The organism is Vibrio sp. ABH4_348 (assembly GCF_056159765.1).
Genome location: NZ_JBSWVW010000002.1, coordinates 156,518 through 171,592 on the forward strand (window position 1 = coordinate 156,518; position 15,075 = coordinate 171,592).

General features: G+C 41.7%; 14 protein-coding genes. 4 read left to right on the top strand and 10 right to left on the bottom strand.

Annotated features, from left to right (window positions below):
• Positions 1 to 160: 160 nt before the first annotated feature.
• Together ACXAFJ_RS14290 and ACXAFJ_RS14295 are read left to right on the top strand one after the other, a co-directional pair.
• Positions 161 to 991 carry a phosphate/phosphite/phosphonate ABC transporter substrate-binding protein gene (locus tag ACXAFJ_RS14290; protein WP_475324345.1) on the top strand — a complete coding sequence of 277 codons (831 nt, stop codon included), beginning with the start codon at positions 161 to 163 and terminating at the stop codon, positions 989 to 991.
• Positions 992 to 998: 7 nt separating this feature from the next.
• On the top strand, positions 999 to 2,657 hold the full coding sequence (locus ACXAFJ_RS14295; protein WP_475324346.1) for a sensor histidine kinase: 1,659 nt from the start codon (positions 999 to 1,001) through the stop codon (positions 2,655 to 2,657).
• Here the strand turns inward: ACXAFJ_RS14295 and ACXAFJ_RS14300 are convergent.
• The 7 genes from ACXAFJ_RS14300 to ACXAFJ_RS14330 form a co-directional block, all read right to left on the bottom strand.
• Positions 2,632 to 2,994: a hypothetical protein gene (locus tag ACXAFJ_RS14300; RefSeq protein ID WP_475324348.1), complete on the bottom strand. Its 363-nt coding sequence runs from the start codon at positions 2,992 to 2,994 to the stop codon at positions 2,632 to 2,634. The genes ACXAFJ_RS14295 and ACXAFJ_RS14300 overlap by 26 nt on opposite strands.
• Positions 2,995 to 3,002: 8 nt before the next feature.
• A complete protein-coding gene (gene nosR, locus ACXAFJ_RS14305; protein WP_475324349.1) occupies positions 3,003 to 4,352 on the bottom strand; it encodes a response regulator c-di-GMP phosphodiesterase, NosR family in 1,350 nt (449 codons plus the stop codon).
• Between the two features lie 13 nt (positions 4,353 to 4,365).
• The gene (locus ACXAFJ_RS14310) at positions 4,366 to 5,979 is read right to left on the bottom strand and encodes an EAL domain-containing response regulator (protein WP_475324351.1); all 1,614 of its coding nucleotides are present in this window, start codon (positions 5,977 to 5,979) and stop codon (positions 4,366 to 4,368) included.
• A gap of 105 nt (positions 5,980 to 6,084) precedes the next feature.
• Positions 6,085 to 7,380: a sensor histidine kinase gene (locus ACXAFJ_RS14315; RefSeq protein WP_475324353.1), complete on the bottom strand. Its 1,296-nt coding sequence runs from the start codon at positions 7,378 to 7,380 to the stop codon at positions 6,085 to 6,087.
• 4 nt (positions 7,381 to 7,384) lie between these two features.
• Positions 7,385 to 7,975 (bottom strand): chemotaxis protein CheC, encoded by a 591-nt coding sequence (locus ACXAFJ_RS14320; protein WP_475324355.1) that lies wholly within the window; start codon positions 7,973 to 7,975, stop codon positions 7,385 to 7,387.
• On the bottom strand, positions 7,972 to 8,337 hold the full coding sequence (locus ACXAFJ_RS14325) for a response regulator (RefSeq protein ID WP_475324357.1): 366 nt from the start codon (positions 8,335 to 8,337) through the stop codon (positions 7,972 to 7,974). The genes ACXAFJ_RS14320 and ACXAFJ_RS14325 overlap by 4 nt, the downstream gene beginning before the upstream one ends.
• A 14-nt stretch (positions 8,338 to 8,351) precedes the next feature.
• Positions 8,352 to 9,497, bottom strand: coding sequence for an HDOD domain-containing protein (locus ACXAFJ_RS14330; protein ID WP_475324358.1), 1,146 nt, complete (start codon positions 9,495 to 9,497; stop codon positions 8,352 to 8,354).
• Positions 9,498 to 10,062: 565 nt separating this feature from the next.
• On the opposite strand from ACXAFJ_RS14330, the gene ACXAFJ_RS14335 reads away from it, so the two are divergent.
• On the top strand, positions 10,063 to 10,740 hold the full coding sequence (locus tag ACXAFJ_RS14335) for a MaoC family dehydratase (RefSeq protein ID WP_475324359.1): 678 nt from the start codon (positions 10,063 to 10,065) through the stop codon (positions 10,738 to 10,740).
• 75 nt (positions 10,741 to 10,815) lie between these two features.
• On the opposite strand, the gene ACXAFJ_RS14340 is transcribed toward ACXAFJ_RS14335, so the two are convergent.
• Positions 10,816 to 11,625 (bottom strand): phosphate ABC transporter substrate-binding protein, encoded by an 810-nt coding sequence (locus ACXAFJ_RS14340; RefSeq protein ID WP_475325754.1) that lies wholly within the window; start codon positions 11,623 to 11,625, stop codon positions 10,816 to 10,818.
• A gap of 170 nt (positions 11,626 to 11,795) precedes the next feature.
• On the opposite strand from ACXAFJ_RS14340, the gene ACXAFJ_RS14345 reads away from it, so the two are divergent.
• Positions 11,796 to 12,173 (top strand): DUF3024 domain-containing protein, encoded by a 378-nt coding sequence (locus ACXAFJ_RS14345; RefSeq protein WP_475324361.1) that lies wholly within the window; start codon positions 11,796 to 11,798, stop codon positions 12,171 to 12,173.
• A gap of 128 nt (positions 12,174 to 12,301) precedes the next feature.
• Here the strand turns inward: ACXAFJ_RS14345 and rnb are convergent, their stop codons facing one another.
• Positions 12,302 to 14,311 carry an exoribonuclease II gene (gene rnb, locus ACXAFJ_RS14350; protein ID WP_475324362.1) on the bottom strand — a complete coding sequence of 670 codons (2,010 nt, stop codon included), beginning with the start codon at positions 14,309 to 14,311 and terminating at the stop codon, positions 12,302 to 12,304.
• A gap of 114 nt (positions 14,312 to 14,425) precedes the next feature.
• On the bottom strand, positions 14,426 to 14,827 hold the full coding sequence (locus ACXAFJ_RS14355; RefSeq protein ID WP_475324364.1) for a phosphate-starvation-inducible protein PsiE: 402 nt from the start codon (positions 14,825 to 14,827) through the stop codon (positions 14,426 to 14,428).
• Positions 14,828 to 15,075: the final 248 nt, after the last annotated feature.

The following is a 15,075-nucleotide window of genomic DNA, read 5'->3' on the forward strand; positions in this document are numbered from 1 at the left end:
AACGGATTTGCATACGTTTCCCTTTTATTTTTGTTTGTCTTGCTCACAGCCTACCTAGAGCAAATAAATGACTTTTTTGTTACGTTTTCAGTCACTTTGATGGAAAACATCCGCGTGTCTTCTAAGCTTAAGAGACAACTACCATCGCGGAGAAACAATAATGGCAAAGACGTTAGGCAGGCTGGCAATCTTGTTTATCACCTTTTGGGGTGTGGTACTGACACTACAAGCTAAACAGTTAACATTTGGCATCGTACCTCAGCAGTCAGCAATCACATTGGCAAAGAATTGGGGGCCGTTACTTTCCGAGTTATCCAAGCAAACAGGTCATGAAATTGTATTTAGAACTGCCAAAGATATTCCAGAGTTTGAAAAGCGAGTTCTGGCGGGTGAATACGACATCGCTTACATGAATCCTTATCACTACACGGTGTTTCATCAAAAACCAGGCTATAACGCCATAGCCAAACAAAAAGACAAAAAGATCCACGGAATCATTGTCGTCAAAGCTGACTCACAATTAGATAGCTTGGATGGACTAATAAATAGCCAACTCGCTTTCCCTTCACCTGCCGCATTCGCTGCAAGTGTTATCCCTAGATCCTATTTGACCAACGAGGGAATCCCATTCGCCCCAAATTATGTGTCATCACACGATTCTGTTTATCTCAATGTTGCCAAGGGATTTGCACTTGCGGGAGGTGGTATTGAGCGCACCTTTAACAACACCAACCCAGAGGTCAGAGAGCAACTGCGGATATTGTGGAAAACACCGGGCTACACGCCACATGCATTTGCCACACACCCGGATTTGCCCAGCGACATTTCACGTTCTGTGCAAACGGCGTTGGTTAATTTAGAACAGTCTGAGCAAGGAAAAACGCTGCTGAAACGAATCAATTTCGCCGGAATTGAACAAGCCGTTAATTCGGATTGGGACGATGTTCGCTCGTTGAACATTACCTTGCTTGATAAGTTATTAGAACAGTAGGAACCTTGTGTCACTGCGGCTTAAAACAATCTTAGGGGTGGCCTGTATTGAGGCAGTGTTGCTGGCCATATTATTGAGCCTAACATTGAACTACCTACAGACCACCAACTATGAAGGCTTAGATCAACGAGCCGATTCCACCGTAAAATTGTTCTCATCCACGGTAAAAAATGCTGTTTTGTCATTTGACCTTGCCACCATTGAGTCATTCACCACTGAGCTCATGACCAACAACGATGTGGTGTACGTATCGGTGCTAGACAGCAATGAGCAAACCATGTCTGACTCAGGTCAGTTACCTAGCGTTTTTCAACCAGAAATTCTAGAAAAATCAGCGAGTAACGTTTTCGACGGCGTTTATGATGTGTACGCGCCAATTAGCGAGTCCGATGTAGTATTTGGCCACGTATGGATTGGCTTTGACATGAGTCGTCTTAATGCTCAAATCGATGCGGCAAAAAAATGGAGCGCCTTTATTGTCGTTGGCGAAATGCTATTGGTGGCACTTTTTTCCTACTTCTTGGGCGCATACTTAACTAAGCGCTTGAGTGAGTTAAAAAACGCCGCAGATGCCATCGCTCAAGGTGAGCGAGAAATCAAACTCAATAGCGAAGGTAAAGATGAATTGGCAGTGGTGTCTCAAGCGTTTGCAAATATGGTTGAAAACCTAAGGTATTCAGAAAGTCAGGCGCGTTATTTCCAGACGCAATTACTTGATGCCAATGAATCGTTGGAAGATAAGGTCCTTCAACGGACTCAAGATTTACAATCCACCAATGAGCGTTTAACCCAAACCAATAACGAGCTAAAAACCACTCAAGATAAGTTGGTTGAATCAGAAAAGATGGCGTCCATTGGTACCATGGCCGCAGGAGTGGCGCACGAAATCAACAACCCTATCGGGGCAGTAAAAAGTAACGTTCAAGGCTGTGTTGAGTATGAACAACTCCTTCGCCAGTTTGTTGAACGCACGAATAAAATTTTGAAAACCCACCCAGATAATGCAGAAGTCAGTCAGTTTCTTAACTGGCAAAAAGCGAACCATTTTGATTATGTCAATGAAGATCTGAGTGACAGTTTACGAGATATACAGGGTGCGGTTGAACGTGTGATTAAAGTGGTCAGTGCACTACAGCACTACTCCAGCCGCACTACAGTGGCACGCGATGAGTTTGTTAAAGTTGAGCTCTTTGATGTTATCGCCAAAGCCATCAATGTTGTTGCTCCTCCAAAACACATCAAAGTCACTCTACTACCTTCTATTAATCAACAAGCATCAGTATGGGGGATAGAAACAGAGCTGGTGACTTTATTTTCTGAATTGCTGAAAAATGCAGTTCAGGCCTGTCAGTATAAAACTGACACTCCGCATCACGATATTAAACTCGCAGCATCAACTCAGAATGATATCGTCTTGGTGCAAATAAAAGATTCTGGTATTGGCATCGTAAGTGAACATAGCAAACAAATCTTTGATCCATTTTTCACCACATTAAAAGTGGGTGAAGGCATGGGTCTCGGTCTTACCTACGCCTATGACATCGCTCGTCATCACGGCGGAGATATACAAGTTCGAAACAACAAACAAGGAGGAGCGGTTGCAACTGTCTGGTTGCTTACCGACAGTAAAGAAAAACAAACTAAACAGTTTGCAAAAACAGTTTAATGTTCTTTTTTAACTCATTAAGTTCTCGGACTAATACACTGAACCGCCCCAGCCAAAGCTTGTCGATTTCTGCCCCCACTGCACCGCAGTGTCGCTCAACTCTTTTTACCGTATACCCAATGCTAAGTGCTCCAATCATTAGGCTGGATGATTTGAGCGTGTGAAGAGCCATAATAATTTCTTCTGTAACTACCTGGGATTCAGTTACATCAAGACTAAGTACTTTTTCGAGAATACCTAAATAGTCGTTGAGTAGTTCAGGAACGACCTCTTCACCAACTAGACTCGCGATATGTTCTGGGTTAAAGCCCAGTAATTCTTCATCATATTCTTTCAAAGTGACCCTCAAACAAAAATGGCGATTGGAACACTGCTCTCTTTTTCGAGCTCACGTAACTTCTCAATTTCTGAGTGGTTAAGACTATGCCCTGCGGTTAGCATAATCGCCCCATTTGGCATATGAAGATCTTGTTTTAACGTCATTCCAGGTTTCACTTCATCCAAACTAATACATGCATCTATTTCTAGCTCAGCGAGATCCTTGTCGACAACACTCTCAAAAGCTTTTACTACGTTGGGATCGTACAGTTCACGTGACTTTTGTCTGATATAGCTTAGTGCACTGGCCGGTTTCATTCTCGATGGATTGTAGCTACAAGAGACAAAATAATCGTAGTTTTTCACAACCCTGATGATTCTAGCACCAATGGGAATGTCTTCATTTTTCAGGTGTCCGGGCTTTCCGGTGCCATCAAAGTTTTCATCTTGATGTTCTATTATGGAAACCAATGGTTGAAACCGCTTTATTTGACTAATGATTTGAGCACCTAGCTGAGGATTAGAGGGCGGGGTGCGTAGCACTTGTTCACCCTCTTCATTTGTAACGATATCGTGCCGTGAATCTACATCCCCAATTAATCCAATTTCATGTATTAGTCCCGCTAAATAGACCTGCGTCACTTCTTTACTGCCCAACTCCAATCTAACTGCTACTGCTTTACTGATCTCAGCTATTCGCTCTGTATGGTCAGCGGGCAGACCGGTTCTATGTTGAATTATTGCAAGTAAGGTAGAAACTATGTCTTTTAGAGTCTGATTCCTATTTTTGAGTAGTGCTTGGAGATGCTTATTCATTTTTTGTATAGAGTAAGTTCTCTCTTTTACTTTCTCTTCAAGACTATTGTTTAGTAACTCAAGGTCTCGATTTTTTGCTTCAAGCTCGTTAGTAAGCGCTTTTTTCTCCTTTTTCAGGAGGTATAGTTCAGAAGCTTTTGAAAGGGTCTCTTTGAGTGCATCATTGTCCCAAGGCTTTGCCAAATATGTATATATACGCCCTTCATTAACGGCACGAATAGTCGATTCCATGTCACTGTAGCCCGTGAGCAAAAAACGTATGGCATCGGGTCTCAACTCTCTGGCTCGGGATAAAAATTCAGCACCGTCCATTGATGGCATTCGCATGTCTGAGATAATAATTTGTGCTTCGTGGCTCTGGAGATAATCTAATGCGATAGAGCCTTCCGTAAATGATTCAATTTCATAATCAAAACGAAGGACCCTAGTGAGGGCTTTAAGAACATCACTTTCATCATCAACTAATACTAGTTTTAGTTTGCTATCTTGTTCTATGTCGTTAATTTGCTCGGAAGATTGGTTTTCACCAGAAACACCACTTTTAGCATCTTGCTCATTCATTGAACCACTGCTCCTATTCTGGGCAAGTTAAAAAGTTAACAAACGCTTCCCTTTCTAAAGGCGGACTTACTATGTAGCCTTGTATACGATCACATTTTTTTTGTTTTAGAAACTCAATTTGACTAGGTTGCTCAACCCACTCGGCTACTATCAGCTTTCTTAGCGATTTAGCGCTGCTCGTTATTGAACCAAGAATGACTTCATCAGAGACGTTTTTCCCTATAGCACTGATAAACCTTCCGTCTATCTTCACCACGTCAAAAGGGAGTTCAAGTAGAGATTCGAAGCCTGAAAAGCCTGTACCGAAATCATCAAGAGCAAAAGTGACACCCAAGGACTTGACTTCTTCTATTCGCTTGGCGGCCAATTCAAAATCTTCTACTTTGTCAGTCTCTACTAATTCTAACTCCAATAATTCGATCACATTTTCTAAGTCTTTAGAGTATTTTTTGAGTAGGTCATATATATATCCCGACTCAAGTTGCTTGGCTGTAATATTGATACTCACTGTAATTGGTTGTCCAATATCAATCAACGAGTTCAACAATGAAAAAACTTGTCTAATCATTAGTTCTGTGAGTTTATCAAGTAGCTTGAACCTTTCAATATCAGCCAAAAACAATATTGGACTATCAAAATCACCTTGGCTATTTTTTCTTCTCACCAGAGCCTCACAAGTTTCTATTGAGTTTGTATTTAGGTCTAATTGAGGTTGAAAAAAAGCCTGAAAGTTCTGTGTTTCGATGTCTTTTACTAAGTTACACAATAAACGAAAATCTTCAATAGGCTCCTTTTTGGTGGCGTTTATATCTAGAAATACGTTTTCCATGACTTGAACCGTATTTTCCTTCCATTGTTTTGTGCCAAATATTGCGTTTGATTCTGGCTCTTGCGAGGTAGTTATAATCACTCGGGCATTAACTACCTCATCATTGAATAAGAATCCTAGTTTGAGAGTTGCGGAAACGGCAAGTAGACGTAAGTACGAATCATAGTCAATGCTCAAAAAACTATAGAATTTGCTCTCGAGTCTGTACCATTTCGCATCTGTAATCCCTTCAAGTTGACACGCAAATCGCTGGAGAACATTATTACCTTCAATGCAAGAATAATTGGTGTTGATGCGATCCATACCATTGATATCTACAACCATTGTTACAAAGTCAATTTTGTCTTTATAAAGGCCCTGTATCGACTTTTTGTATTCGGACCAACAACCAAAGCCCGTGAGCCAGTCGCTGCCATCAGACCTTTTTTGCTCTGTCAATAGGTCAGATATTTGTGAGTGAAGTTCGGTTTTGTTCCACGGCTTAGCAATATATTTTTTTAACATTCCTGAATTAATTGTTTTCGCCACGTCGTTTATATCTGCCTGGCCGGAAATCATAAGTGCTACTATGTCGGGGTATTTTTTTTGCAATTCCATCAGGAAAGAAACCCCAGTTTCGCCAGGCATCCTATAATCTGTAATAACAACGTTTACACGATGCGTAGCAAGAATCTCAAACGCTTCCCCAACACTGTTCGCACAATAACATGCAGAAACCAAGCCCCTGAATTCTCTTTTGAGAGCTCTAGTAATACTGATCTCATCGTCAACAACAAGTATCTCCGCAAATTTCAACATAAATTACCAGTACTAATCAGTTGTCCGTTATTTGGATTGTCAGCTATTTTTGAAAAAATTGTCCATAGTTCGAAGTAACTAGGGAAATTTTTCATATTTAAGCTATTACTCATCAAAATGCTCTTGTAGTTTCATAGGTAGGCTTATTGTAAATTTAGTGCCTTTTCCCAATTCGCTTTCAACGGTAATTTCGCCACTATGCTCTTTGATTATTCCATAGGACACTGACAAACCTAGACCAGTTCCGGTACCAACAGGTTTAGTGGTGAAAAAGGGATCGAATATCTTTTCTATCAATTTTGAAGGAATACCTTCCCCGTTGTCTTCAATCGAAATAGCAAGGTTTGACTCGTCTCTTTTAGCGACGCGGATAGTTATCGTGCCCTCATCTTTTATTGCTTGGCTAGCATTAACCAATAAATTTAGAAAAACCTGATTTAATTGCATAGGCTGGCAATATATCTCCGGAATGCTCTCATCGTACTCCTTTACAAGTTTTGCTTTATATTTAAGTTCATTGCTAATAATCTTTATTGTCGACTCCATACCAGATATGACATTGGAATTCTTCCACCCAGAGTTGTCCAGATGCGAGAATTCTTTCAAATTTCGAACTATCTTCATTACTCGATCAGAACCCTCCAGCGATTCTGATATTAGGTCTGAAACATCTTCGATGAGAAATTCAATTTGATATTGTGTACTTAACCCATTTGACTTTTCAATCAAACGTTTACTTTCAGATTCTTCAATTAATTTTTGGTAGTCAGAAACTACGGATTTGAACTTTTCGAAATAATTATCAAGGGTTTGCATATTAGAAGTAATAAAACCAATCGGGTTATTAATCTCATGAGCAATACCAGCTGATAACTGTCCTATGGATGCGAGCTTTTCAGACTGTAAAAGTTGCGATTGGGTAGACTTTAAATTTTTTAAGGCCCGCTCTAGTTCACTGTGTTCAGACGCTAGTTCTTCTGATAACCGTTTTAATTCGAGTGTCTGTGTTGCAGTGTTGGTTGAATCATAGATACAGATACATACGTGTTCCAGCTGGCCATTTTCACTGTGAACTGGGATAAACTCGAGGTCTTGAAACATCTCCTCTTCAAGGCCAGAGACAGGTCGTGCTGTCTTGATTGGTAAAACATGGGGATTTTGTTGCCATGAAGAAAAAGTGGGAGATTCAATAATAAAAACTGTGTCTATTTTTCTTTTTAAGAAATCACCAGAAGAAGAGAAAAGCTCTATCAAGTTTTGACCGACTATTTTCTCCTTAACATCGAACATTCGATTGGTAAAACTCTCATTTACCATCACTATTTGATAGTTTTTTTTCACTATACATAGAGCAAAAGAGAGTTGATTGAGGATGTCTGAAAATAATAATCGGGATTTCATTGCACTACTCCTCTAAGAACTCATCCAAGATATTTAGAAGCTGAACTAGTCCATTATTTGCAAAACAAACTACCGTTCTGGATTCAAATTTGGCCGAATCGATGAAAAAAGAGACTTTTAGTAACAAAGAGTTTTCCCACTTATTTTCTGGGATATTTGTTCTATCCGGGAAAAACATCGTTGGAGACTGGATTTTTGTTTTAAGATTAAGCTGCTCACACAGTCCCTTGAGACTAGCTCCGGACAATATGTTGGAGATCTCTAACAAAGTTTCCTGAACTAATGCGTTATCTGTATTTTGCTCATCAAACAACTTCCACATGTCGCGTGTTAAGATCTCTGCTCCGTCCTTTTGCAGTAGAGTTAGCACTTCTCCACTCATTTCACCAAAAAAAGACTGCTGCGTGTAATGGAATCTATTCGTTTCATCTAGAATTCTGGAAAACTCCGTATACGAAGCCAATGTCACTTCTGGAACAGTTAAAGTCACAGGGTCGTCTAAGACGCATGCAAGCTTACTTGCCGCTTTACCCATTGAAATATTGAGGAACTCTCGAAGATAATCTTCGTGGTCTTCGCTAAAACTAGGGGTCATATCAAACCTACCTCTCTTAACACAGAGGAAAGCTCGTCTTTTTGAAGTGGCTTTTGTAAAAAACGAGTGGCGCCTAGCTCCATTACCCTTTTCTGAGAATGGGGTTGAATATCTGCGCTTATCACAAAAACAAAGTTCCTCGCTTTTCGCGAATTTAACAATTCCAGAACTTGGAATCCGTCCATTACTGGCATGGTAAGATCAAGAAACATGACATCTGCTTTTCCATTCATGAATAAAGCGATTGCTTCTTCTCCATTTTTTGCCTCGCTTACGTCATTTAACCATGCTTCTGGAAGCGCATTGATGACTGTCTTGCGAGACATCTTTGAATCGTCAACTACAGCTACAGATAAGGTCATTGAAAATCCTCGTTCTACCGCAGCGTATTTTCATACGCTGCCTTTAAATGCTCTGAATAGAATGGGCCGATTTTGTTACTGTAATTGTCTAAGTCACCTTTTGCTAAAGCATCGACCCACCCAATACACAGACGTATTATTATTCCCTCGGAAAGAGATTCTTCTCCAATTTCGTCAGTACTTATGTCAAGAACAGCTTCCGCAACCAGCATGTCATAACCCCACAATATCAGCACGTAGCTGGCAACAATAAACACGTCGCTTTTTCCTTGCTCCAGTGAAATGAAATGATGGGTGTTTTCTTCCGAAGCCCCCATTTCCATAAGAGTCAGCTCTCCAAGGACACTCAACATACAAGAAAGATAAATTCGTTGAAGGTGCTCGCCTTTAATGTTTAGTTGTTCCGCAAACGAAACACTTAAATTTGCATACGTTAGATAACGACTTACGATTTCATCGTGTTTCAGTTCGCTGATGTTCTCATAGGTCCGATTTGATAGCATAGCTAAGGCCAATGATTCGATGACCTTGACGCCCAAACGATTAATAGCTATCTCTAATGAGTATGTTATCGATTCAAAACCAAAATACGTGGAATTGGACATCTGAATAATTTTTGCTACCAATGCCGGTTCCGTCTTGACTAGTTCCGCTACATCTAAAACAGTTGAATCAGAGTCATCTAACGTACGCCTTAGTTTTTTCACGATGTTCGGCAATACTGGAAGTTCTTCTATTCCGGCTAGCTCAATACGGCATCTTTCGCTAAAAGGCATTTTTTTTAATCGTTCAACACTCTCTAGAACAGAAGTGAAATCTAATTCTGTGAACGGTTTAGGTATAAGAAAATGAGAACAGGACTTCGCATAATTAGGCACCGTACTTGAGGTATCACCTGTTATCAGTGCCCGCAATGTCTGAGGAAACTTAGTTTTAACTTCAAGTAAAAGCTCGTCACCTTTGATTTCTGGCATGAGGAAATCGCTTAGCACTAAATCAGGTTCATAATCGTTTTCTTCGACATTGTCTAACCACTGCTTAGGATCACTGACCGTGAAAATTTGCCAGTCAGGTCTTATCCTTCTGAGTAATCGCCCCGTAGCTTTGAGCATAAACTCGTCATCATCTACGACTAGAACTTTGATCTCAGTTTGAGGCATCTGTCCCCTCTACACCAAAAAATATGCAACAAATATCTATGAAATAAATCATAAGTTTACTAACTCCGTGTGTAATAAGCGTAGACTAGAACGGAAAAATAACGCAAATGCGAGCGTACTTTAACGCCATGAAAAAGAGATACTGAAATAGAAATGTGATGCAAAACGTGTTGCCTTACGATATGCGCAGAAAGAAAGTACTAATTCTGGTGTGACTATTGCTTAATTCTCGTTAGTTTAACGGGCTATTGTTGTAAATTGACTCAAGTTTTTGCCGTTTTGGTCGCTAACTGACACAGTTAGTCACAAAATACTTTAAGTATTTAATCTAGAATGTAAACATCAATAAAATAGTGTTTTATTCATAAGGCATTGTATATAAAGAATTAATAACATTTCAGATAACGGGTGTACGCCAGAAAGTTGTTGCACACCAATGTGAAGTAGCTCAAAATTAGCGAGTTTTTAAGGGGTTAGGAAAGAGCATCGGGTTGATAGCTCAAGCTCCATAGCTACAGATGGGATATCTGAGTAATTGTTCTGCTGAAGAATACTGAGGTTGTTTATGAAAGTTGTAGATTTGTTCAGACACAGAGTCGAAAGTGGTTTTAAAAACCACCCGGATTTTGTGCAATGGATGTCTCCGACCATGCGCAGCTATATTGACGGCATTCTAGATAAGGCAAACAGCCAATCTTTGTTCGCACGTTTTAGAGCACTGCAAGGTCCTGCCGTTAATGAAGACGTGGTGCCAGAAAAACCAATCGTCTTGCCGGAAAAGGCCCAGCAGCTGTTGGAAGAGTTACAGCCACAGATAGGACAAGTTATTCACGTTGGCGACTGGATTGATGTTAGCCAACAACGAATCAATGAATTTGGTAATGTTACAGAAGATTGCCAATGGCTGCATACCGACCCAGAAAGAGCCAAAAAAGAGTCCCCTTTTAAATCTACTATTGCTCATGGCTTTTTAACGTTAGCGCTGTTACCTAAATTGACTGACAGTGTTGACCCAGACAAACCACTTTTTCCGACGGCTAGAATGATTGTCAATATCGGTCTAAATCAGGTTCGTTTTCCTTATCCGGTTAAAGCCGGAGACCGAATTCGAGCCAAAAGTGTGTTGTCAAAAATCACACCAGTTCGCAAAGGACTAGAAGTGGAACGAGAGATCACTATCGAAATTGAAGGGGTAAAACGCCCTGCTGCGATTGTCTCGTCTGTTATTCGTCTGCGTTTCTAACACAAACTCGAACATAGCGATCCATATCCAAGATAAAAGCCGCTTTTCTAAGCGGCTTTGTTTTTCGGCCATTCTCTACTGAGCTGGTGTGTACCCATACTCAGTGATCACAGTATCTACTTGTGACGACTTTAAAAACTGAACAAATTTGTCAGCAGACTCAGACAAGCTGTCTGTTAGATAGAAAATCAAAAAGGGGCGAGCCAGTTCATATTGACCATTCTCTATGGTTTCACTGCTTGCTTTAACACCTTCAAAATTGATTGCTTTCACCGACTTATCCACGGAACCATATGATACAAACCCTATCGCTTGTTTATTGTGGTTAACGATGGTTTTCACCATTGAGTTACTGTTCACCACCAAGTTATTGGGATTGATATCAGAGACCAGTCGTTCATTCACCACTTTGGTTAACCCTAACAAGCTTTCAAAGCTGTAACGCGATCCTGAAGATGCTTCACGAGTTACGACCGCTATTTTTAGATCTGGCCCACCAAGTTGCTTCCAATTGGTTAACTTGCCTTTGTAGATATCGAATAACTGCTCTCGCGTCACATTTGATACTGGGTTTGCATTGTTAACAACAACGGCCAAGCCATCAAATGCGGCAATATGTACAGACATTGATTGGTCTTGTTCACTCTCGGTCAAATAGCGCGAGCTCATACCGATGTCGGCGACTCGCTTTTTAACCAATGTCACCCCCGCGGTCGACCCCACACCTTGCACTGCGACATAATCTTTGGGGTGCTCTTGATTATATTGTTCTGCTAATACATCCATCAAACGAGCAACTGAAGTTGACCCCGCAACATGAACTTCATCCGCGTGAGCGCTCGCAATAAAAAGTGAAAAAAAGCCTGAAAATGACATGGCCATCAGTGCCAAAGTGACACGAAACATAAAGGACTCCGTACTAATAGTGATAAATCGGTAACAGAATATGTCGGTCAGATGACAGTAATGTGAACACATGAACATACAAATAAGGTTTAGAGACCTACACTCTACGGATCACTACTAATGTTGGTTTCTGTCAACAAGGATGAAACATGGCACTAGTCAGCTTGTTGCAAAAACAGGTAGAAAGTCGAGCAAGGCAAGTGTGTTCGCAACGCAACCAGAGCCTACCGACTGAAATGGGAAAAGCGTGTTTTGAATCGCTTCAAGAAGGTGTGTGCTTTTACAAAGAGCACTTCTTGCTAGATTCAAATCACTGCCTTTACGAGTCTTTAGTGGCAAGAGTCAAATGGGATGCGGAGCAACAAACTTGGCAATTAAGTATCCCTGAAACGGAGACAAATTCCGAGAAATCATCGGTAGAGTCTTGGCAACCCTACCCTTACCTTCCCAATAGCCAGGATTTGACGGCCATTATGCGCGAAGTGAGTAAAGACCCAAAAGCGATGTTCTGGAATCGCGATTCGTAACCGAAGAGTCACAGATGCTTCCAGACATGGAATAATAGGCGCGGCATAGTAAACACGGCATCGTAAACATAGAATAGTAAAAAAGCGGCTTTATTGAGCCGCTTTTTCGTTTATACCAATCGCATCGATTAACTCGTTGAATCCTCTTGCGAGGTTTCCGGCTCATTGGCAAACGTCTTTGTAGGTTTCGCAACCAAATTGCGATTTTCCAAGTTAACGTCTGAAAGCACCACCTCAAGGGTGTCACCTAATTTAAACTCGACGTTTTTATCAACGCTAACCGTACCCTGCTCGCCATTAAGTTCAATGCGTTCGCGGTTATCCATAATTAGCGCCCCAGGAACAAACGCTGTGGCGCCATTTTCCAGCAAGCGAACTCGCATACCTGGACGGTTGATATCAAAGATTTCGGCGGTGAACACCGTCTGGTTTGCGACCTCTTTTTCCAAGGTGCGAGCATACAACCAGTCTGAAACGTGTCGTTCAGCAAACTTATGGTGCTTGCGATGCAGCGCCAACTCTTCACCCACACTGTCATCTGCCGTTTGAACCGATTCTTTGCCTAAGATATGCGCTTTTAACAAGCGATGGTTGATCATGTCACCGTATTTGCGGATCGGTGAGGTCCAGGTAGCGTACACATCTAGCCCCATAGCAAAATGCGGCAGTGCTTGGTTGCCAATTTCACTGTACGCTTGATGTTTACGAATTCGGTTATCAAGATAACTGGTTTCACGAGTTGCTAGCCAACGTCTTAACTCGGCAAAGCCTTCTAATGTCGCTATTTTCTCGGCTTCAAAAGGCGTGTCAGCTTCTGCATTGACAATCTCCATCACGTCGTTCAGTTTTTCAGCTTTGATGCCTGCATGGGTATTAAACACACCTTGAGCAAGGCTAGATTGCAGCACTCTACCCGCACAGATATTGGCGGTAATCATGGCTTCTTCAACTAAACGATTGGCTGTACGACGTTTGTCCGCGTGAATAGCCACTACATCGTTATCTTCGCTCAATTCAAAGCGATAATCTGGTCGGTCAGGGAACACCACTGCATTTTCTTCTCGCCATTTTGCACGTGATTGACTCATAGCATTGAGGTCACGTACCACGGTGGCAATAATTTCGTTCGGTTGCCAATCGGGACACTGACCTTGTTCAAGCCAATCCGAAACCTGGTCGTACACCAGACGAGCATGGGAACGGATGTGAGCTGCGAAAAATTCGATATCATCACCGATCACACCATCTTTCGCGATGGTAACCTGACAACATAGTGCCGGCCTTTGCTCATCTTGAATCAGTGAACATAGATCGTCAGCCAAATCTCTTGGCAACATTGGGATGTTGCGACCCGGCAGGTAAATGGTAAAGCCACGCTCACGAGCAACTTTGTCCATGTCATCTTCAGGCAAGATATAGGACGTCGGATCAGCAATAGCGATGGATAAGGTAAAGCTGCCATCGTCGTGCTGAACCGCGTGTAATGCATCGTCCATATCTTTGGTTGACGCGCCATCTATGGTGACAAACGGTAAATCAGTTAGATCGCGGCGTTTGAGATCAACATCATCTTTGATTTGCCATTCTTCACCTTCGACTAAACCGGCAGGTTCACAATTAGGTAAATCGTTTTGAGCGAGCGTTACCCACCAAGGTGCAATCTTGTCATCGGCATCGGTGATTTTTTCACTGATTTCAACAAAAAACGTGTTATCCCCTTTTAATGGGTGACGCGTTAAGTGAGCCACTACCCAGTCGCCTTCCGCCAACTCGTTGGGTTTTAGTCCTTTGCGAGTTTTGGCTTTGAAAGACAGTTTTTTCAGCTGAGGAATATCTGGCACCACATTGAGGTTACCTTTGAACATTTTCACTCGGCCAATAAAACGCGTTAGCGACTGCTCCAAAAGCTCGTCGGGCTCAGCGACTTCACGATCTTTTTCGGTACGGATGAAGGCAGAGACTTTGTCACCGTGTAAACACTTCTTCATATAAGGAGGCGGGATGAAGTAGCTGGTTTTACTGTCTACTTCCAAAAAACCAAAACCCTTTTCAGTGGCTTTGATTGTGCCTTCTTTTTTTGGCAGGGTTTCCTGAATCTGTTGCTTTAATTGGGCAAGTAGTGGGTTATCTTGAAACATCGTTACTCATCAAAATCAGACAATTGCCGACACTATAGCACCGCATCAATGGAATGCTATAAAAAGCCGTCATGCAGCGACAATTTCTCGCAACCCATTTTCAAATTAAGAGTTCTACAAGCCCTTATCTGATTCACGATAGGGGTACTTTTTATGGCCGAAGCGAATGACTAGAATGGAAACAGCAATGACCAACATAGCAACAGACAAACCCAACATGCGATAGGTGTCTAAGTTCTTCATATCTAGAATCATGTAACGCGCTAACGCCACAATCACGATGTAAAGAGGCATTCTGACAGGTAGGCGCCCCGACTTCAGATAAAGCCCAACCATGGCAAGCACTTCTAGATAGATAAAAAGCAATAGCAAATCCGCCAAAGTGACTCGCATTTTTTGCACCATGGCGACAACTTCATACCCCATGGCAACAACGGTTAAAATCGCGATAACCGCAAGACCTATATCTTCAACTAGCACCAGAGCTTTGTGTCCAGTGCGCCTTATCTGATTCATCTGTTCTCCAAAAACGTGTTTGCGACTTTCAACAATGAGCAAACTCACCAATGAGGCGACTATATGGCATATCCGCGAACGATTGAAATTAAATGTTTTTATCGATTCGACAAAGAAAAATTAATTGTATACCCAAGTGACTTAGAATGTCGGTCTGTTTTTGCGCACGAATTGGAAAATCAAAAAGCCCACTAGTGAATAATCACTAGCGGGAACAGTTGCATTCTTAGCCATGCCTTGGGGTATGG

What these genes read in the sequence shown, in the direction of transcription:
- ACXAFJ_RS14315 (WP_475324353.1), bottom strand. Translation starts at nt 7,380, where the DNA reads ATGAAATCCCGATTATTATTTTCAGACATCCTCAATCAACTCTCTTTT.
- ACXAFJ_RS14335 (WP_475324359.1), top strand. Translation starts at nt 10,063, where the DNA reads ATGAAAGTTGTAGATTTGTTCAGACACAGAGTCGAAAGTGGTTTTAAA.
- ACXAFJ_RS14325 (WP_475324357.1), bottom strand. Translation starts at nt 8,337, where the DNA reads ATGACCTTATCTGTAGCTGTAGTTGACGATTCAAAGATGTCTCGCAAG.
- rnb (WP_475324362.1), bottom strand. Translation starts at nt 14,311, where the DNA reads ATGTTTCAAGATAACCCACTACTTGCCCAATTAAAGCAACAGATTCAG.
- ACXAFJ_RS14310 (WP_475324351.1), bottom strand. Translation starts at nt 5,979, where the DNA reads ATGTTGAAATTTGCGGAGATACTTGTTGTTGACGATGAGATCAGTATT.
- ACXAFJ_RS14355 (WP_475324364.1), bottom strand. Translation starts at nt 14,827, where the DNA reads ATGAATCAGATAAGGCGCACTGGACACAAAGCTCTGGTGCTAGTTGAA.
- ACXAFJ_RS14330 (WP_475324358.1), bottom strand. Translation starts at nt 9,497, where the DNA reads ATGCCTCAAACTGAGATCAAAGTTCTAGTCGTAGATGATGACGAGTTT.
- nosR (WP_475324349.1), bottom strand. Translation starts at nt 4,352, where the DNA reads ATGAATGAGCAAGATGCTAAAAGTGGTGTTTCTGGTGAAAACCAATCT.
- ACXAFJ_RS14290 (WP_475324345.1), top strand. Translation starts at nt 161, where the DNA reads ATGGCAAAGACGTTAGGCAGGCTGGCAATCTTGTTTATCACCTTTTGG.
- ACXAFJ_RS14345 (WP_475324361.1), top strand. Translation starts at nt 11,796, where the DNA reads ATGGCACTAGTCAGCTTGTTGCAAAAACAGGTAGAAAGTCGAGCAAGG.
- ACXAFJ_RS14320 (WP_475324355.1), bottom strand. Translation starts at nt 7,975, where the DNA reads ATGACCCCTAGTTTTAGCGAAGACCACGAAGATTATCTTCGAGAGTTC.